The sequence below is a fragment of the Pseudobutyrivibrio ruminis genome, assembly GCF_015057245.1.
Taxonomy (GTDB): Bacteria; Bacillota; Clostridia; order Lachnospirales; family Lachnospiraceae; genus Pseudobutyrivibrio; species Pseudobutyrivibrio ruminis_E.
On sequence record NZ_SVET01000002.1, the window covers coordinates 191,818 to 211,212 of the forward strand.

At 42.5% G+C, this 19,395-nt stretch carries 18 protein-coding genes; 3 read left to right on the top strand and 15 right to left on the bottom strand.

Annotated features, from left to right (window positions below):
- Window positions 1-9 precede the first annotated feature (9 nt).
- From E7274_RS02940 to E7274_RS03010, 15 genes are all read right to left on the bottom strand, one after another.
- Window positions 10-2,883: a GH25 family lysozyme gene (locus tag E7274_RS02940; protein ID WP_304173592.1), complete on the bottom strand. Its 2,874-nt coding sequence runs from the start codon at window positions 2,881-2,883 to the stop codon at window positions 10-12.
- Between the two features lie 24 nt (window positions 2,884-2,907).
- Entirely contained in the window at window positions 2,908-3,489 is a 582-nt protein-coding gene (gene rfbC, locus E7274_RS02945) for a dTDP-4-dehydrorhamnose 3,5-epimerase (protein WP_304173594.1), read from the bottom strand.
- Between the two features lie 29 nt (window positions 3,490-3,518).
- Window positions 3,519-4,397 (bottom strand): glucose-1-phosphate thymidylyltransferase RfbA, encoded by an 879-nt coding sequence (gene rfbA / locus E7274_RS02950; protein WP_044938848.1) that lies wholly within the window; start codon window positions 4,395-4,397, stop codon window positions 3,519-3,521.
- Window positions 4,398-5,543, bottom strand: coding sequence for a UDP-galactopyranose mutase (gene glf, locus E7274_RS02955; RefSeq protein ID WP_304173596.1), 1,146 nt, complete (start codon window positions 5,541-5,543; stop codon window positions 4,398-4,400). It abuts the gene before it with no gap.
- Window positions 5,544-5,637: 94 nt separating this feature from the next.
- Window positions 5,638-6,717, bottom strand: a complete 1,080-nt coding sequence (gene rfbB, locus E7274_RS02960) for a dTDP-glucose 4,6-dehydratase (protein WP_304173598.1) — start codon at window positions 6,715-6,717, stop codon at window positions 5,638-5,640.
- Between the two features lie 152 nt (window positions 6,718-6,869).
- The gene (gene rfbD / locus E7274_RS02965; RefSeq protein WP_044938858.1) at window positions 6,870-7,730 is read right to left on the bottom strand and encodes a dTDP-4-dehydrorhamnose reductase; all 861 of its coding nucleotides are present in this window, start codon (window positions 7,728-7,730) and stop codon (window positions 6,870-6,872) included.
- A gap of 39 nt (window positions 7,731-7,769) precedes the next feature.
- The gene (gene leuA, locus E7274_RS02970) at window positions 7,770-9,455 is read right to left on the bottom strand and encodes a 2-isopropylmalate synthase (protein WP_304173600.1); all 1,686 of its coding nucleotides are present in this window, start codon (window positions 9,453-9,455) and stop codon (window positions 7,770-7,772) included.
- A gap of 237 nt (window positions 9,456-9,692) precedes the next feature.
- On the bottom strand, window positions 9,693-9,959 hold the full coding sequence (locus E7274_RS02975) for an HPr family phosphocarrier protein (protein ID WP_044938863.1): 267 nt from the start codon (window positions 9,957-9,959) through the stop codon (window positions 9,693-9,695).
- Window positions 9,960-9,979: 20 nt separating this feature from the next.
- Window positions 9,980-11,329: a phosphoglucosamine mutase gene (glmM, locus tag E7274_RS02980; RefSeq protein WP_044938866.1), complete on the bottom strand. Its 1,350-nt coding sequence runs from the start codon at window positions 11,327-11,329 to the stop codon at window positions 9,980-9,982.
- 1 nt (window position 11,330) lies between these two features.
- Entirely contained in the window at window positions 11,331-12,599 is a 1,269-nt protein-coding gene (locus E7274_RS02985; RefSeq protein WP_304173602.1) for a CdaR family protein, read from the bottom strand.
- Window positions 12,596-13,465 carry a diadenylate cyclase CdaA gene (cdaA, locus tag E7274_RS02990; protein WP_143063545.1) on the bottom strand — a complete coding sequence of 290 codons (870 nt, stop codon included), beginning with the start codon at window positions 13,463-13,465 and terminating at the stop codon, window positions 12,596-12,598. Before cdaA ends, E7274_RS02985 begins: the two co-directional genes overlap by 4 nt.
- Window positions 13,466-13,495: 30 nt before the next feature.
- Window positions 13,496-14,407 carry a hypothetical protein gene (locus E7274_RS02995; RefSeq protein ID WP_090395170.1) on the bottom strand — a complete coding sequence of 304 codons (912 nt, stop codon included), beginning with the start codon at window positions 14,405-14,407 and terminating at the stop codon, window positions 13,496-13,498.
- Window positions 14,408-14,421: 14 nt separating this feature from the next.
- Window positions 14,422-14,859: a hypothetical protein gene (locus E7274_RS03000; protein WP_304173604.1), complete on the bottom strand. Its 438-nt coding sequence runs from the start codon at window positions 14,857-14,859 to the stop codon at window positions 14,422-14,424.
- Window positions 14,860-14,967: 108 nt separating this feature from the next.
- Window positions 14,968-15,378 (bottom strand): FeoC-like transcriptional regulator, encoded by a 411-nt coding sequence (locus tag E7274_RS03005; RefSeq protein ID WP_044938876.1) that lies wholly within the window; start codon window positions 15,376-15,378, stop codon window positions 14,968-14,970.
- Window positions 15,379-15,395: 17 nt separating this feature from the next.
- On the bottom strand, window positions 15,396-16,133 hold the full coding sequence (locus E7274_RS03010; RefSeq protein ID WP_304173606.1) for a ComF family protein: 738 nt from the start codon (window positions 16,131-16,133) through the stop codon (window positions 15,396-15,398).
- A gap of 69 nt (window positions 16,134-16,202) precedes the next feature.
- Between E7274_RS03010 and E7274_RS03015 the strand changes: the two genes are divergently transcribed.
- From E7274_RS03015 to E7274_RS03025, 3 genes are read left to right on the top strand one after another with little or no spacing between them, the layout of a single operon-like run.
- Complete coding sequence (locus E7274_RS03015) at window positions 16,203-17,600, top strand: ABC transporter substrate-binding protein (protein WP_304173607.1); 1,398 nt, start codon at window positions 16,203-16,205, stop codon at window positions 17,598-17,600.
- Between the two features lie 4 nt (window positions 17,601-17,604).
- Window positions 17,605-18,678, top strand: a complete 1,074-nt coding sequence (locus E7274_RS03020) for a glycosyltransferase (RefSeq protein WP_304173609.1) — start codon at window positions 17,605-17,607, stop codon at window positions 18,676-18,678.
- Between the two features lie 53 nt (window positions 18,679-18,731).
- A complete protein-coding gene (locus E7274_RS03025; protein ID WP_304173611.1) occupies window positions 18,732-19,259 on the top strand; it encodes a serine O-acetyltransferase in 528 nt (175 codons plus the stop codon).
- The last annotated feature ends 136 nt before the right edge of the window (window positions 19,260-19,395 follow it).

The following is a 19,395-nucleotide window of genomic DNA, read 5'->3' on the forward strand; positions in this document are numbered from 1 at the left end:
ATACTCCTACTAGAAACTCTTATTCATGTCTACATATCCCTTGATTCCTGGAACTGAACCCTTGCTAGAGTACTGCCACATGTTCTTTCTTCCTGAATATGTACATGATGTATTGTATTGTGCAATCCATACGCTACATGAGCTTGGTACTGAATTTGCATCCATCAAGCTTGTCATCCAGTTCTTGCTACAGTAAACACCTGCCTTATAGCCAGATGATTGAACTGTTGAAACGAATGCGTTAAGGATTGCCATTCGCTGAGCTGTTGAAAGTGAGCCCTGTCCACGAACCTTATCTTCCATATCAATGAAGATTGGATATGAACATCCGCCTGCTTTCTGAGCCATAGCTACTGCCATTGATGCTTCCTGAACAGCCTCTGCCTCGTTGAGGGCAGTTGAGTAAATGTAAACACCTACGCTTACTCCGTTGGCCTTGGCTCCGGACATATTCTTGTAGAAATATGGATCCTCGTGGAGCTGTCCATCATACATACCTCTGTAACCGCAACGAATGATTGCAAATGAAACTGCTGACTTAGCCTGTGACCAGTCGATGTTTGCCTGATACTTAGAAACATCGATACCTGTTCCCTTGTTTGCCAAAACGCCATCTGTTCCAAAATCGTAGCTAACACCCTGGATTACCTGAGTGCCTGTTACCTTGTTGCCGTTCTTGTCGAAGTAGTATGTATTGCCATCAATTGACTGCCAACCATAGTATGTATAGCTAGCTTCTTTGTAATAATACTTTTTGCCTTTTTCATAATCAGCAGCAGTTGCTTCCTTTGTGCACTGCTCATCAAGATAAAGCTGGTTGCCAGCTGCGTCCTTAAGCTTTTCTGTAGAATCGCCTGAGCCGTATCCTGATACCGTATATGTAACAGCAAGTGTGTTATCTGTTGCCTTGTCTGAGAATGTTGCTACACCCTTAAGTGTGTAATCGCCATCCTTTGTAACTTTGAAAGTACCGCTACCGTTTGACATTGTAACAGCTGTACCATTTACTGTGACGCTACCAACATTTGCTGAAGCCTTGATTGTGAATGTGCCAGCTGAGTAGCTCATGTCGAGGGTAGCTTCTTCTGTTGTTTTGGTAGTTGTTATCTTTTTGTATGTGAATGTAACTGTTACATCACTAGTTCCAACTGTACCTGTTACTGGTGTAGTTGATGTCAATGTATAGCCATTGATTGTTGCTGCATCATATTTGTATGTTGCACCTTCTTCTTTTGTCTCAGTGAATGCTTTGTAACCAGAAATTTCATTTCCTGATTCGTCTACATACTTAACAGTGATTGTATGCTTTGCTTTTTCAGCTGGAGCTGGAGTCTGACTTCCAGAGCCTGAATTTGATCCTGAGTTATCTGTGCTTCCACTTGTTGAACCTGAATTAGATCCTGAGTTATCTGTACTTCCACCTGTAGAGCCTGAATTTGATCCTGAATTATCTGTACTTCCACCTGTTGAACCTGACTCCGAACTTGAGCCTGAACCTGATTCGCTACTAGATGAACCTGAAGATGAACTATCTGTACTTCCAGAACCTGCATTACTGTTGCTAGAAGTATCTTCTCCAGTCTTAGTAGTATCCTCTGATGAACCATCATTTGTGGTAGCCACCTTTGTAGCCTTCATCATAAGGGCATCGATATAATCAAGCTTGCTAGCTGCAGCTACATAGCCCTTTGTTCTTAAGTAACGTGAAGCTGTCTTAACAACATCGTGTGTTACCTTTGTGATACCACCACTCTTTACTGTTGCCTTGCTCTTGCTTGCTGTAGCTGTGCTCTTTGGAGCAACTGCCTCGGCCTGCTTAACCTCACCTGAGCCGTTTTCAACCTTCTTAGATTCAACGAACTCAACTGTATCTGTAAGCTTGTTCTCTACAGGAACCTCTGCAGCGGCAGCCTTCTGTCCATCCTCGGAAGCCACATCCTTCTTAATCTGCTTTGTGATTTCCTTCTGAACCTTGTACTCTACCTTGTCCTTTACATTGGCTGCAGTAGTGTATGTTACAGGCTCGTAGCTAACTTCTGTGTCCAAGTCGTTTACTAAGCAAAGTACATAGTCGCCGGCTTCCATGTCTGTCTGAGTGATTACACCGTCCATATCATCATCTGTATAAACGGTACCTTCTGCCTCATTAACAGCTACTGTATAAGCCTGAACTGCTGTCTCTTTATCAAGATATAAAAGATACAATGGATCTGAGCTGATATCTCCAGTCTGAGTCTCAACTACATCACCGTTTTCATCTGTAACAGTGACTGCTGCGTTTCTATCCTGGAGGATCTGCATAATCTGGAATGAGTTAGTTGGTATTGTAACTGTTGCCTCATTGCTTGCAGTCTCTGTTGTGTCCTCTGAAGTATCTTCTGATTCTTCTGAATCATCCTTAGAGAAATCAATCTCTTCTCCATCGACTGGGAGGGCATCGCTTTCTTCCTCAGAACCTGTTTCCTCTGTGTCTGTTGAGAAGTCGTAATCCTTTGTGTACTCAGCAATCTGAGCATCGATATCCTTGATTGCATCAACATATGACTGAAGGCTTTCCGCATTATCCTCAGTCAAAAGCTTTACTTCAAAAGGAATTCCTGTGATAGGATTGTCGTTCTCGTCTGAGATGTAGATTGTCAAATCCTTCTCTAATGATTCACTTGTTATTTTTACATTAACAAATTCTGGGATATAGACATCATTATTAGCAGCCTGCTCTGTGACCTCTACAACCTCAACTGGCTCTTCTTTGTCAGTTACAAGATTGTAAACACCATAGCCGCCTGCACCTGCCGCTGTAACACCAACAGCACTGGCAACGGCGATACTGGCCGCCTTATGCGATGCTATAAAGAATTTCAAACTCTCCCATAATTCTTCCATTTTATAATTCTCCCAAATTAAATCTTAAGCGTTGATATTTCTCTCTGCGCAGTAATCCTTGAAAGATGCGTTTACCTTATCTTTGTCTGAAAGGATTAAATCTGCCTCAGTCATACCCTCTGGGATTGGCCACTGAACAGCGATATCTGGATCGTTGTACATAAGACCGCCCTCATCGTTTGGATGATAGAAATCAGTAACCTTGTAGCAGAACTCTGCATAATCGCTGACTACTAAGAATCCATGAGCGAATCCCTTTGGAATCATGAACTGCTTTTTATTCTCCTCTGAAAGAAGAATTCCATAGTGCTGTCCAAATGTAGCTGATCCCTGGCGGAGGTCAACTGCTACATCATAAACTTCACCTTTGATTACACGAACAAGCTTGTCCTGTGGGAAGTTCTTCTGGAAGTGAAGGCCACGAAGTACACCCTTCTTGCTTGCAGACTGATTGTCCTGTACAAAGACATAATCAAGTCCTTCTGCCTTCATATCATTTTCGTTGTATGTCTCCATGAAGTAACCACGCTCATCACCAAATACCTTAGGAGTGATAACACAGAGGCCTTCAATACCATTTACATTTTTCTCAACTGTAATTGCCATTTTCTTTATCTATACTCTTTCTAATTTTTTTATAAACCGTTTGAAACGTCTACTAAATATTTACCGTATTCTGTCTTCATGAGTGGCTCGGCGAGCTTGAGGAGCTGCTCCTTGTTGATGAAGCCACGCTTGAATGCGATTTCCTCGATGCATGATACATACATACCCTGGCGCTTCTGGAATGTGCTGACGAACTCAGCAGCTGCAAGAAGCATGTCGTGGTTTCCTGTATCAAGCCATGCAAATCCACGGCCAAGTGTCTCAACGTGAAGGTTTCCACGGTTTAAGTATTCGTTGTTAACAGCTGTAATTTCAAGCTCACCACGTGCTGATGGCTTGATTGTCTTTGCGATTTCTACAACTGAGTTGTCGTAGAAGTAAAGACCTGGAACTGCGTAGTTGCTCTTTGGCTGAGCTGGCTTTTCCTCGATAGAAATAGCTACGCCGTTCTCATCGAACTCAACAACACCGTACTCTCTTGGGTCACGAACATAGTAACCAAAGATTGTAGCGCCTGGCTCTGTCTCTGTACGATGTGCTGCTGTCTGAAGCACCTTTGAGAATGACTGGCCATAGAAGATGTTATCGCCAAGTACAAGTGCTACAGCGTCTTTGCCGATGAAATCTGCGCCGATGATAAATGCCTCAGCGAGTCCATTTGGCTGCTCCTGAACGGCATACTGAATATCCATGCCAAGCTGGCTACCATCACCGAGAAGCTCCTTGAATACAGGAAGATCTCTTGGTGTAGAGATGATAAGAACCTCGCGGATGCCTGCAAGCATAAGTGTAGACAATGGATAGTAAATCATTGGCTTATCATAAATTGGCATAATCTGCTTAGAGATAGCTTTAGTTAATGGGTATAATCTTGTGCCGGAACCTCCAGCCAATATAATTCCTTTCACTTAAAATTCCTCCTTTACGCAATCCAATGCAGCCATTACCACCTTGTCCATGTCATAGTATTTGTACTGACCAAGACGGCCTCCGAAGATAACTCCTGACTCGCTTGATGCAAGCTTTGCGTAATCTTCGTAAACTGCATTATTTTTATCGTTGTTTACTGGGTAGTAAGGCTCAACGCCTGGCTGCCACTCGCTTGAGTATTCCTTTGAAATGATTGTGGTTGGCTGCGTGCCGAACTCAAAGTGCTTGTGCTCGATGATACGAGTGTAAGGCACATCGGCTGCAGTGTAGTTTACAACTGCGTTGCCCTGGTAGTTGTCACAATCGATTTTCTCTGTCTCAAATCGAACTGAGCGATATTCCAAATCGCCATAGCAGCTATTGTAATACTCATCAATCTGGCCTGTGAAAACAAGCTTATTCCATGAAACCTGAGTGCCGTCGTTGAGAGTTCCCTCTGTAGACTTTGGTGCGTTTTCTACGCCGCCAACCATATCGAAGAAATCCTGCTCAAGAACAACGTCTGCGCCCTGAAGCATCTTTTCAACGATCTGAGTGTAACCGCCCATTGGGATTCCCTGGAATCTATCGTTAAAGTAGTTGTTGTCGTATGTAAATCTAAGTGGCAATCTCTTGATGATGAAAGCTGGAAGCTCGTCGCATGGACGTCCCCACTGCTTCTGTGTGTAGCCCTTAATGAGCTTTTCGTATACATCTGTTCCAACAAGAGAAAGTGCCTGCTCTTCCAAATTCTTTGGCTCTGTGATGTTTAGCTCCTTGATCTGATCTGCAATCTTGGCCTTAGCCTCTGCAGGAGTCTTGATGCCCCACATCTTTGAGAATGTGTTCATGTTGAATGGAAGATTGTAAAGCTCGTCGCCATAAACGGCAACTGGGGAATTGATGTAGTTGTTGAACTCAGCGAACTGGTTCATGTATTCCCAAATCTTTTTGTCGCTAGTGTGGAAGATGTGTGCGCCATAAACATGCACATTGATTCCATCTTCTTCTTTTGTATAAATATTTCCGGCTATGTGAGGTCTCTTATCAATTACAAGAACTGATTTACCTCTCTTCATAGCTTCGTAGGCGAAGGTTGCACCAAACAACCCTGCGCCTACTACTAAATAATCATAATTATTCATCTGTATCTCCCGCCAGTTACACACACAATCCTGAGTAATACTCCGCTCAACTACATGTTTCGCTTGAGTATTCTCAGAGATTGTTTGCTACTGGCTATTTGTACATTTCGTTATAGTATTTCTGATAGTCGCCGCTCGTTACGTTCTTCATCCACTCTTCGTGCTCGAAGAACCACTTGATTGTCTTCTTGATGCCCTCTTCGAAGCATGTCTCTGGATACCAGCCTACTGCAGCCTTAATCTTGTCTGGAGCGATAGCGTAACGACGATCATGTCCCTTACGGTCTGTAACGTACTTGATAAGTTTCTCAGATACGAGCTCCTTACGTGGATCTCCCTCTGGAAGCATCTCCTGAAGTGTATCAAGGATGATGTGGATGATCTCGATGTTCTGCTTCTCGTTGTGTCCACCGATGTTGTATGTCTCAAAAAGCTTACCCTGCTCCTGAACCATATCGATTCCCTTAGCGTGATCCTCTACGTATAACCAGTCACGAACATTCTTTCCATCACCGTATACTGGAAGGTCCTTGCCCTGAAGCGCATTGTTGATGATAAGTGGAATGAGCTTCTCTGGGAACTGGTAAGGGCCATAGTTGTTAGAGCAGTTTGTAATGTTTGCAGGGAACTTGTATGTATCCATGTAAGCCTTTACAAGCATGTCTGATGAAGCCTTTGAAGCTGAGTATGGTGAATGTGGATCGTATGGGCTTGTCTCATAGAAGAAAGCGTTGTCATCATCTGGAAGTGATCCATAAACTTCGTCTGTTGAAACGTGAAGGAACTTCTTACCTTCCTTGAATGTGCCATCAGGAAGCTCCCAAGCTTCCTTTGCACAGTTAAGCATTACAGCTGTACCAAGTACGTTTGTCTGTACGAAAACTTCTGGATTCTTGATTGAACGGTCAACGTGTGACTCAGCTGCAAAATGAACAACTCTATCGATGTCATTCTCAGCAAAGATCTTGCGGATAGCTTCCTTATCGCAGATATCAGCCTTTACGAATGTATAGTTATCGCGGTTTTCAACGTCCTTGAGGTTCTCAAGGTTACCTGCGTATGTAAGCTTATCTACGTTGATGATACGGATTTCATTATCATATTTCTTAAACATGTAATGAATGTAATTTGAGCCGATGAAACCAGCTCCACCTGTCACTAAATATGTTCTCATTTTAAATTCCTTTCTCGGATTTTTTTAATCTACATAGAAAATCCTACTTAAAAATCTAATTAAATTCTATTTAATAATTGTTCATTCGAACAACGATTAACGTAATATATTTATTAAACGCGTGAAAAAGGTTTCATGCGTCCATTAACGGTTTATGCGAGGTACTCGCGGAGGGCGTCCTTCCAGTCGGCCATCTTGTAGCCGCTTGTAAGACGAAGCATGTAGTTGTCGAGGATGCTGTAGTGAGGTCTGTCGGCACTAGCTGGGTTCATCTTTTTGTACTCTTCGCTAGTAACGTGGTTGACCTTTACATTGATACCCTTGAGCTTGAAGATTTCTTCTGTGAAATCTGCCCAGTTTGTGTCACCTTCGCATGTGCCATGGAAAATACCATAGTTTTCTGTAGGCTCAAGGTGATGAATCATGCGGGCAAGCTCAACTGCAGATGTTGGCGAACCAAGCTGGTCGCAAACAACTGAAAGCTCATCATGTGTCTCTGCAAGAGAAAGCATAGTTTTAACGAAGTTCTTGCCATCGCCGTAAAGCCATGCTGTACGTACGATAAACCACTTGTCTGCAAACTGCTGAACAAACTTTTCACCTTCGTATTTTGTCTTGCCGTATGCACTGATTGGTGCTGGCTGATCAAACTCTGTGATAGGCTTTGTTGCATTGCCAGGGAAAACATAGTCTGTGCTGACATGCACAAGCTTTGCTCCTACCTTTGAAGCTGCAATTGCCAAGTTTCTAGGACCAAGTGCATTAAGCTTGTAAGCAAAATCCCAATCCTTTTCACAGCCGTCTACATTTGTAGCTGCTGCGCAGTTGATGATGACATCTGGCTTCTTATCTTCTACGAAGCTAAGAACTTCTTCCAGATCCATGATGTTGAGTGGAGAGATTTTTTCTCCTTCAACTACGTCTGTAAGTATGAATTCAACTTCATTTCCATACTCTTTCTGAATGGCACGACCAAGCTGGCCGTTGCATCCTGTTACTAAAATCTTTCTCATTTTATTTCCTCTTTAACTTTATGCAAATTATTTGCTATTTTAAATGTCTTTAGCTTTCGCTATAAGACGATTATAAGCACTAAACATACTGCGAATTGAGGCACGAGTAATATTTGAGCTTACGCCAACGCCAAATGTGGTGTTGCCATGACGCTCGTCGCGCATCTCGATGTATGCTGCAGCCTTTGCTCCAGAACCCTGTGCTTGAGCAAGTGTATGCTCGGTGTAGTCAATAAGTGAGAAGTCAAGCTCTGGTACGCACTGCTTAATTGCAAGCTTAACAGCATCGATAGGACCGTTTCCTTCAGCCTCTGAGTGGAATTTCTCTCCGTGGTAGCTGAAGTCAAGAATAGCAACTGTATCGTCGGTATCCTTGTCGTCCTTGATAACAACATATTCCAGTGTAAGTGGCTCCTTGTTTTCCAAGTACTGAGACTTGAATGCCTCCATAATGCGCTGAGGTGTAACCTCGCCGCCCTGCTTTTCTGAAATGTACTGAACAACATCAGCAAATTCACGCTGCATCTTCTTTGGAAGCTTGAAGCCGTAAACTGTATCCATAACGAAAGCAACGCCGCCCTTTCCAGACTGGCTGTTGATACGAACCACTGGCTCGTACTTTCTTCCGATATCGGCTGGGTCGATTGGAAGATATGGCACCTCCCAATACATATTCTGGCGACTGCGCATTGCAGAAACGCCCTTGTTGATTGCATCCTGATGTGAACCAGAGAAAGCTGTAAATACAAGCTCGCCTGCATAAGGATGTCTTGCATCGGTAGGCATCTTTGTGACTCTCTCACATACCTCCACGATTTCTTTTATATCATCAAGCTCAAGCTCAGGATCAACACCCTGAGAGAACATGTTGTAAGCAATTGTAAGAATATCTACATTACCTGTACGCTCACCATTTCCGAGAAGTGTACCTTCCACGCGGTCCGCACCTGCAAGAAGTCCAAGCTCTGTGATAGCAACGCCTGTACCTCTATCGTTGTGAGGATGAATTGAAAGGATGATGTTTTCTCTGTCTTTAAAGTGAGTGCTCATCCATTCAATCTGATCAGCATAAACGTTTGGTGTGTTCATCTCTACTGTGGCTGGCAGGTTGAAGATGATAGGTGCATCTGTTGCATGATTCCATGTATCCTGAACAGCTGTACAAATATCAAGGGCGAACTCAACCTCTGTGCCTGTGAATGATTCTGGTGAATACTCAAGCTGAAGGTTGCCGTTGTAACGGTCAAGTCTGTCCTTTACCATCTGTGTGCCTGCTTTGGCAATTTCGATAATCTCGTCTTTGTCTGCATTGAAAACCACATCTCTTTGAAGAGTTGATGTGGAATTGTAAATGTGGAAAATAACATTTGGTATTCCCTGAATAGCCTCAAATGTGCGGTCGATCAGTTCCTCGCGGCACTGAGAAAGTACCTGAACCTTAACGTCTGAAGGGATTTTATTTTCCTTAACAAGTTGTCTTAAAAAGTCAAATTCTATTTGGCTTGCTGCAGGGAAGCCAATCTCGATTTCTTTGAAGCCAAGTTTTAGTAGGAGGTCGAATAGTTCCATTTTTTCGTCGACGTTCATTGGTTCGACGAGGGCTTGGTTGCCGTCACGTAGGTCTACTGAGCACCAAATTGGAGCTTTGGTAATCTGCTTGTTAGGCCATGTACGCTGTGGAAACTCTAACACTGGGTTTGCTTTGTAACGCTTGTAGTTCAACATTATTCTTCCTCCTAGTCTTATGCTCGCATGCCCTAAGTCTATTTCTCGCTTGTTACGCTCTCAAGCCTGAGTATTGCTTTCGTCGACTAACACGTCTCCTGCAGCAACACTCAGAGCTTTATAGCTACAAGCTATTTATACTCTTTGTGCATGCTACCTTTTGTCTATGTATGAATTTGTTGAACAAGACCATTTGATGGGCTTGCAACAAAAACATTAACTTGATTAAATAAGTAACTATTCTCCGAGTCCTCCCTCGATAGAATTGACGATATCCTCCAAGGCTGCGGCTTCGTCCTCGCCATCGCAGATGATAGTGATTTCTTCGCCGGCTTTGACGCATGCCCCCAGCACTCCTAGTACTGATTTTGCATTCGCCTCGTAATGATTATCAGTTGTGAATGTAACCTTAGAAGTATATTTCATGGCAGTCTCGCATAAGACCCCTGCCGGTCTTAGGTGCAAGCCTGTTGCATTAACAATCTTTACTTTTCTTGAAACCATCTCAATATTCCTAGTTTAGTCTACAACATTGTGTTAGTAATCAATTCAGCCAATGCGTGTGCATCTGCGTCGATTTCTTCCTGATTCTTGCCTTCAATCATAACACGAACGAGTGGCTCTGTGCCTGATGGGCGGATGAGTACACGTCCTTCGCCAGCGAACTTAGCCTCAAGCTCGCCGATTGCCTTTGCAATTTCAGGATACTCCATGTAGCTTTCTTTCTTGTGGTTTGGTACCTTGGCATTGACAAGTGCCTGAGGTAATACTTCCATAATAGAAGCAAGCTCAGAAAGTGACTTGCCTGTCTCCACAAGAACTCTGAGTAAGTGAAGGGCTGAAAGGAGTCCATCACCTGTAGTGTTGTCATCTAAGAAGATAACGTGACCACTCTGCTCGCCGCCGATATTATAACCGTTTGCAAGCATGTTTTCCAAAACATATCTATCGCCAACCTTTGTTGACTCAACATTGATGCCCTGTTCCTTCGCCATCAAAGTGAATCCAAGGTTTGTCATTACTGTAACTACACATGTGTTTTTCTTAAGTGTGCCCTTATCCTTCATGTGCTTTGCGCAGATAGCCATTACCTGGTCGCCATCAACAAGACGTCCCTTTTCATCTACAGCAAGCATTCTGTCGGCATCGCCATCAAATGCAAGACCGATGTTAGCATTCTCTGCAACAACACGTGCTTTAAGCTCATCCATGTGTGTACTTCCGCAGTTTGAGTTGATGTTTGTGCCGTCTGGATTGTTGTGGATTGTGATAAGCTCTGCGCCCATCTCTGAAAGGCAAGCAACGCTAGTTCTGTAAGAAGCGCCCTCTGCACAGTCGATAACAATCTTTAATCCTGACAAGTCCATAGGTACTGTCTGCTTTAAGAAATCAACATACTCACGGCCGAGGTCAAATCTGAAATCTACCTTTCCGATTTCTGCGCCAGTTGGAAGGCTGATGCCCTTCATATCGCTCTCGATGAGCTCCTGAATTTCATCCTCAAGTGCATCTGAAAGCTTGAAGCCTTCGCCATTGAAGAACTTGATTCCGTTGAATTCCATTGGATTGTGGCTGGCAGAAATAACAACTCCAGCGTCTACCTTGTGCTTACGTGTCAAGTAAGCGATTGCTGGTGTAGGAAGAACTCCTACATAAACTGCATTAGCACCAACTGAGCAGATACCACTCATAAGTGCTGAAGCAAGCATTGTTCCTGAGATTCGTGTATCGCATCCTACGATGATTGTAGGCTGATGTGATGCTTCTTTTGTAAGTACATAAGCGCCTGCCTGGCCTAAAGCCTTTGCAAGCTCAATAGTAAGTTCTGAGCCAGCAACTCCTCTGACTCCATCTGTTCCAAATAATCTTCCCATATTACTCCTCTGAATCTTCTGTTGCCGCTGATGTATCTTCAATAACGGTAACTGTCACCGATGTATTTTGAATGGTGACCCCTTCAATATTTTCAAACTGAACCACAACTGTCTGTGATTCCCCAACTGTAAGGTTGGTGCAGTCAATTGTGCCTTTGATGCTGCTTGCATCCAAAGCTGAAAGTGCATCGGATGTGCCGAATACATTGACTGTCACTGAAGAAACATCCAGCGAAACTGCAAGCCCTTCAGGAATGTTTGTAAGTGAAATGTTGTCTGCACTGACTTCTGCTGTGGAAGCTGTTTCGCCAGACATCAACACATATATTGTAACCTTTGATGACGAGCCATCTGCCAAAGTGATGCCTTCAGGCAGGTAAGATGAAATATCTACCGTGGTGGTAAATGAACCAGTCAAATCTGAAAGGTTGATAACTGTATCAGGTATTGTGATTGAAGTGACATCATTAAGGGCTGTCGCCTCTCCCTTTATACCGACTGATGAAGGATCAGTTTTAATGGAATCAAGAGTCAGGCTGCTATCCAGCGTGCCGCTTGTCTTGACTACTAAATCCACAGTTTTGATATTAGAGAAGGTAACACTAACACTAACTGTAGACACCGAAAGCGTAAGTTCCTTTGAATCCACTTCTTCGCCTTCTGAATCGTAGAACTTCGGAATAACACTTTCTGTAAAGTTGCTTGTAACACCTGTGATGTTGGCTGAAGCAACTACTTTATCAATTGTAGAAACCACATCCTCAGGACCAGTAACTGTGATAACAGTAGGGCTGCTTGTGACAGAATCCACCGTCAGGCCAGTTTCAATTGTACCTGTAGTCTGTGCCTCGATAACGAATCGTTCTGTCTGCTCATCCTCAAGAACTACATATAGGTAGTTTTGCTTGCTTGAGATGGTGATGTAGTTTGCGTAGGATTTGGCCGCAATTGTGACAGGGATACGCTCCTCATTTTCCAGACTGTTCATATCTGCTGTAGCAGAGAAATCTGAAGGAGAAAGCTTTTCAATGATGGAACGCTTTGCAGTAACTCGGAAGCTGACTGTGTTGACGCCATCCTTTATTTCATAAAGCTTTCCTGCCTCCTTTAGGACATCTGCATTGGTGACTGTAACAACAGCCGTGAATGTCCTGGTCTGGGTTGGGTCGTCGATATTTACAACAACCAACCAAAGCAGGAAGGAAAATACAACTGCTAAAATCTTAAGTCCTACGTCCTTTGTAAGGGCATTAATAATCTTTTGCTTCATGCCATACCTCCTTCCGAAGTATGGGCTGTGCCGTCCTCTTCTACGTCTGGATTCTGAATGCGCTTAAGCTCTGCAATAAGCTCATCCTCCTTGACGTCACGGACGATGCGTCCCTCTCTTGCGTATGATACTGTTCCAGTTTCTTCTGAAACAACAATTGTAAGGGAATCGGAAACCTCACTGATACCAACAGCTGCTCTGTGGCGAGTTCCCAAATCCTTTGACAAAGCCATGTTGTCTGAAAGAGGAAGATAACATGTTGCAGAAACAACTCTGTCTCCTCTGACGATAACAGCACCATCATGAAGTGGTGTGTTTTTCTCGAATATATTGATAAGAAGCTGTCTGGTTACAAGAGCGTCCAGACTGATTCCTGTTCTTTCGAATTCTGTAAGCTGCATATCGTTTTCAACAACAATAAGAGCTCCAGTTTTAACTGCGCCCATTTCGTAGCATGCAGAAACCATACCGGTGATGGTTGAGTCGTCGAATTTCTTAGCGCCTGGCTTAAGCAAGTTCCAAGTGAAAAGTGATGTGATTTTGCGTCGACCAATTTGCTCCAATGCTCGACGAAGCTCTGGCTGGAAAACTACAATCAGCACTGTAACAGCGACTGATACAAATCGTTCGCCCAACCAAAGGATAGTGTTCATCTGAAAGATTGCTGCAAGCACAAAAAACAGCATGATAAAAATGACGCCTCTGATAAGCATCCAAACCCTGCTGTTTTTCACCCATACCAATAAGTGATATACGAAGTATGCAATTATGAAAATTTCAATTACATCTGTAATGGAAACATCTGGAATATTTACATTGAAATAATCATCGATGAAGGCATCTACAGCATTGACAAAATCAACCAATGATCCACTTCCTTACTACCCTGTCGGGGATTATATTTTCTTTACTTCTTTTTCTTCTTCTACAATTCTGATCTTTGGTACTGCAGTTACATAGTAATAATAATCATCATCCTCAAACTGAACCTTTTCAATTCGTGAGTAGTCCAAATCAAGAATGAAGTAATTCAAAATGAAACCTACAACTAAGACGATAATGTTGCCAAGGATGAGCCCTGGAATTTCGCCCTTTTGGCTAGTGAGCAAAAATCCTGCAATCATGATAATGAACTCTACGGCAACGCCTGCAAAGTTTGCAACTATCCATGACATATTGATGCTAGCCTGACGAAGTAAATAAACAACTAAAAACATTGCAACCATGGCAGCCAAGAAGAAGTAGAACATCTTGCTCTTAAGAAGCTGCTCATTTAATAAAGAAAAGACTGAAACATCGCTAGTCTCATCAAGGATTGCAGCTGCATTGTTTTTGATTACGTGTAAGTAGTATGCGGTAACTGTTCCGCAGATAACTGAGCAAAGCTCGTTGATATTTGACATAAGGCCAGTGCCAAGTGCCATAACATATGGTGAATGGAATGAATAGCACACTGGAACCATGACCATATTGTAAGTATTTTTGCTTCTAAAATATGCACAAACGAGATAGCCAATGACCACCAATGCTAGTGCAACAAGAGCAACCTGAGCACCAAGCTCCGCTAAATCAATCAATAAAACTAACAATAAAATTAGGGAAACACCCTGAATAGGGAAAAATGCGCTTATTATGGTAATGATAATAGAAACCCAAAGCTGGCTAACTGTATCATTGTAGCCAAAGTTGGATTTGATGCACATAAGACCTACGAAGGCAATAAGTGCGCTCCATATTTTCAAAAAAATCATTTCTCTGGAGAGAATGAATCTTCTAATGTCATCTCGTAATCTGATAAATGCGTTCATTTTATATTGATCCTTTAGTATATTTCTTCTTTGTTTCTAGCAAGTAATGGTTTGGTCTGTTGAGCTTCATCCTCGTACATGAGGTTGAGCTTTGAGTATTTAGCTGCCAATTCTTTGATGAGACGTTTGCCCATTCTGTACTGCTTTGCAGCCCTGCGACGGGTATTGTGAACATGTACGATGATGTACAAAGCGTACACAAGTAGCCCAATTAAAATCATAAGTAAAATATACATTGTGGTGATATTCTCAAGGATATTGCCTGTAATATACAAAACAATTCCTACATAAATAACCGCAAAAAATACTGTGCCGGCGAGGAAGCCTCCCCAGCCATGTAGAGCTATGTATTCTTTTTTGGAGTAGCGAAGCATAGGCTGATATTCAGGGCCTAATTCTTTTTCAAAAATGGCCATGGATGTCATGTGCTTTACGCGCTCTTCATTTATCATAACAATCCTCTCATCTTTTTACCTAGTAATACAGAATGAGTATAGCATAAAATTGGCTGAAAAAGAAATACCCACTAGCTTTTGCTAGCAGGTATTTGAATTAATGCACTATTTTTCAAGGAAACGCATCTTATTTTTATTATCTGGTTTTTTCTTTGGCTCCTCAATTGGCTTTGGTTTTTCAATAGATTGAGCCAGAGAATTTGCCATAGTATTTTTACAATTTTCGCAGAATCTACCGGTTTTGATACTAGCGCCACAGTTTTCGCACTCGATACCGATTGGTGAATCGTCAGTAAACTGTAATCTTTCCTCACGAATCCACTGACGAAGCTGATTTGTGCTAACTTCATTGTCTTCTGAAATCTGCTGAATGCTAGCACGTGGATTATCCTGGATATAACTCTTTACCTCCTGGAACTTCTTCTCCAAATCGTCGCGACATGCAGGGCACATGTTAGGATTGCCTCCTATATAATTGAACAATCTGCCACAAGTTCTACAATTACGTACCTCCATAGATGATTCCTCCTACTTTAGTCGCTGCACTCGCCAATGCAGACGCACATACCAAATACCTCTTTTACTCCCCCGCTCTTCAACACCCTGGCCACTTCGTCCATCGTTGTGCCAGTTGTGTAAATATCATCAACTATAAGTACTTTTCTAAATTGTACAACATTTTCCGTTAGTATAAAAGCTTTTAACAGATTTTTCTTTCTTTTTGTACTATTTAGTTCTTTCATTGCAACAGTATCTCTTTCTCGTCTGACAATTTTATTAGCGATGGGTATGCCTGTTGCCTTACTTAGCGCCTTTGCAAACACCTCTGCCTGGTTGTATCCGCGCTTCTTTTCTTTGGGGCCGTACATAGGCACCGGCACAATTGCATCTACATTAATGGCCTTTAGCCAACTGCCATAGTTTCTCAATGCGTGAGTTGCAAAAACTTTGCCGTAACATCTCCTATTAGAATACTTGAAGCGGTACATGGCTTCCTTCATGCCACCTGTGTATCTGAACACTGCTTTTGCCTGATCAAAATGATGCTTGTTTTCCTTGCAATTATTACAGAATTCTTCAGACGGATTATTGATAGGGCCGCCGCATTTTATGCAATAGGTACCTCCCACCAGTTTCACTTTTGGGGCGCATTCCTTGCAGATTCCCATATCTTTTTCTATTTTTAATAAAACTTTATCGCAAGCCACACATCGTTTTGGATATAATAACTCTAGGCAAAAGTCTATAATACCTTTGTCGAATTGTTTCATAAGACTCCTATTTGACTAATTTGGGATTTCTAATTATTATTTAGTAACTGAATCTTTGAAAGGAACAATATGAAAAAAAGATTTTTAAGCATAGCATTAGCTGCTACTCTCGGTCTTTCAACAGTTGCCTGTGGAAGCAACAACGAATCCGAGTCTGAAAAAGAAGTTAATGAAGAATCCACTGAGGATTCATATCAATATAATATATCAGCACTCTTATCCGAAGACAATACCTACAATGAAAATCTACTAAAGGGCTTTTCTGATGCCCTTTCGGATTATCTAGGTGAGGAACATTTTGTAATCACTACATCTTCTGTATCAGAGGATGCAGACAGTGATACCATTGCAAAAGATGCAGTAAAAAACGGTTCGGATATGATTTTCACTGCTGGAAAGCAGACACTTTCATCAGCAACATCTGCTACAGATACCATTCCAATCATCGCCACTGGCATTATCGATTTCAAGGGCACACTTAGAATCGCCAGCCTTGATGGAAAATCCTGGGACAAGACTACAGGCAAAAATGTTACTGGTATCAGCAGCAAGCCAAGCATCGTTGATCAGGTATCTCTTATGATAGAAGCAACTGACGATTTACAGACTGTCGGCATTTTCTTCTCACCAGAGGACACCGATGCCATCTATCAGAACGAAATTTTCGAAGCATATCTAGATCAGGCAGGAATCCCTTGGAAGGAATATTTGATTCCAGCTTCTGATACAGCAACAGATTATTCAGCGGAGGAAGAAGCACAAAATTCCACAGCTTTGACTCCTAGTAAATTCGTTGCATTCTCTGCAAAAGAGGGAATGGACAATAACGTAGTTGCTCTTAACGAGGACTCTGTTTTAGGTTTGAATTCACCATCATCTACACGAGTTGCTCTTCAGTCAGATTTCTGGACTGGCGGCAAGGTTGTAAGGGCATCTAGCAAGGTAGATGATGAAACTTCAGAGGACGAGGAAGAATCTGCTGAGTCGACTGAATCTGCTAGCGTAAAGTCTTCGAACGGTGATTCATCTGAGGAATCGGAAGAAGAAATCACTCTTGAGTCTCGCATCCAGGAAGCATGCGATGAGTGTTCAGCAATCTACATTCCATTTGGCAGCATGCTTACAGACCAAATGGATGTTATCGGAGAAATCGCTACCGAATCAAAAGTTACTGTTGTTGCCGGAGACACAACAATCGGTGAAAATGCACTTGTAACACTTTTCTCTGACCCATATTCACTTGGATATGCAGCCGGCAAAAAGGCAGTGCGCGTATTCAACGGCGACGATATTACAACAATCAAAATCGGCTACGGAAGCGCAGATGATTCAGTTAAGCTTTACAACGGAAAAATTGCTGAGGAATTTGGAATGGAATTCCCTAAGTCATTCAGCGAAATTGACGAATTTTTAAGCACATATGTGTACGGCAGCAATACCGCCCGCTATTCTATTGCAGGAGAATAAATTCATGATTTTACATGTAATCAAATCCAAAATATATTCAGGGGCAGAGAACGTTGTCTGTCAAATTATTAAAGGTCTTTCTGATCGTGAGGAGTTCATTTATATGGCTCCTCATGGTCCTATAGAGGACAAGCTCAAATCTATCGGTCTTTACGACAATTACTACGGCATCGACAAGCTCGATGTTGCTTCAATAAAGGCAGCTGTTGAAAAGTTTCATCCAACAGTGGTTCATGCCCACGATTTCACAGCTAGCGTTCTTTGCGCTTTTGCGCTTAAGGGCAGCGTGCCAATCATTTCCCATCTACACAACAATCCACCATGGATTCAAAAATTTCATTACAAGACCATTTCTTATTTGATGGCTTGCAAGTATATCGACCATATTTTGATGGTTTCTGATGCTGTTAGAGATGAGTATCGCTACACCAGCAAGATTAAGTGCCCTATCACTATCGTGGGAAATCCTTTTTCTGTGGATGGAGTTAAGGCTCAGGTGAAGCAGGAGCTTTTTGGGGCTGATGGCGCTGGAGTTTCGGAGTTTCAGAGCTACGACAGTGATTTACTTTTTGTGGGGCGTCTTACAGAGCAAAAGAATCCTATGCTTGTGCTTGAGGTTGCTAAAGAGTTAGCTGAGGCCGGACTAGTGAAGCGAGTTCGAATTGTAGGTGATGGTGAGTTAATGCCAGAGCTTCAGCAATTTGTCGTTGATAATGGACTTTCTGATGTGGTTGTATTGGAAGGATTCAAGAAAAATTCTTATGACTATATGGCATGCACAGAAGTTTTGATGATGCCTTCTAAGTGGGAAGGATTTGGGTTAGTTGCACTTGAGGCAATGTCTCTTGGAGTTCCAGTTGTCAGCACAAACAGCGGCGGACTAGTGAAAATCATGGATGACAGCTGTGGCTTCGTCTGTGAAGGCAAAGATGAATTTGTGGCTGCTATCACATCTCTTCTGACTGATGCCGATTTATATGCCAGCAAATCTTCTGGTGCAACCAAGCGTGCCATGGAATATAATAATATCAATGAGTATTGCGGAAAGCTGCTAGACATTTACAGATCATTTCAATAGAAGGTATGATGGCAGTCGCAATGCTGTTTAACAATCATTATTGGAGATAATTTATGACAAAAAAAGAATACAAGGAATTACTCAGAAGTGATTTTTTAAGGTATTCAAATGATGATACTTTTATAGGTCGTTTCAAAGCCTATAAAATGAAGCCTGGCTATGCTTGGAGCTACTGGTACAGAAAGCTCTGCTACCAGAATTCACATAGCTGGATGAAGCCTATGGCCTTCATCACCAGGCTTCGCTTTCATAGTGTTGCTGTTAAATATGGTATCGATATTCCAAGCCACATCAAGCCAATCGGGGCTGGGTTCATGATTGATCATTTTTCATGCATCGTAATTCACGTGGATGCTGTCATCGGAAGTGGCGTTACAATCCGCCAGGGCTGTGTTGTTGGCACAAACGGCCGCGGCGTGCCAGTAATTGAGGATGGCGTAGACATCGGCGCCGGGGCTGCAATCATCGGGCCTATCACTGTTGGCAAGGGTGCCCGCATCGGCGCCAACGCGGTAGTTGTTCACGATGTTCCTGCCGGAGCCACAGTTGTAGGCAATCCTGGGCATGTAGTGAGCAAATAGTGGCGCCTCGGACGATTGTTATTCGTCGTGCTTCGATAGGATGACTATATATTTTCATATCTTTTGGATTTTATAGTCTCCTTTTTTGTTCTGACTATATATTATTCATGTTATTGAATTTTATAGTGCATTTAGT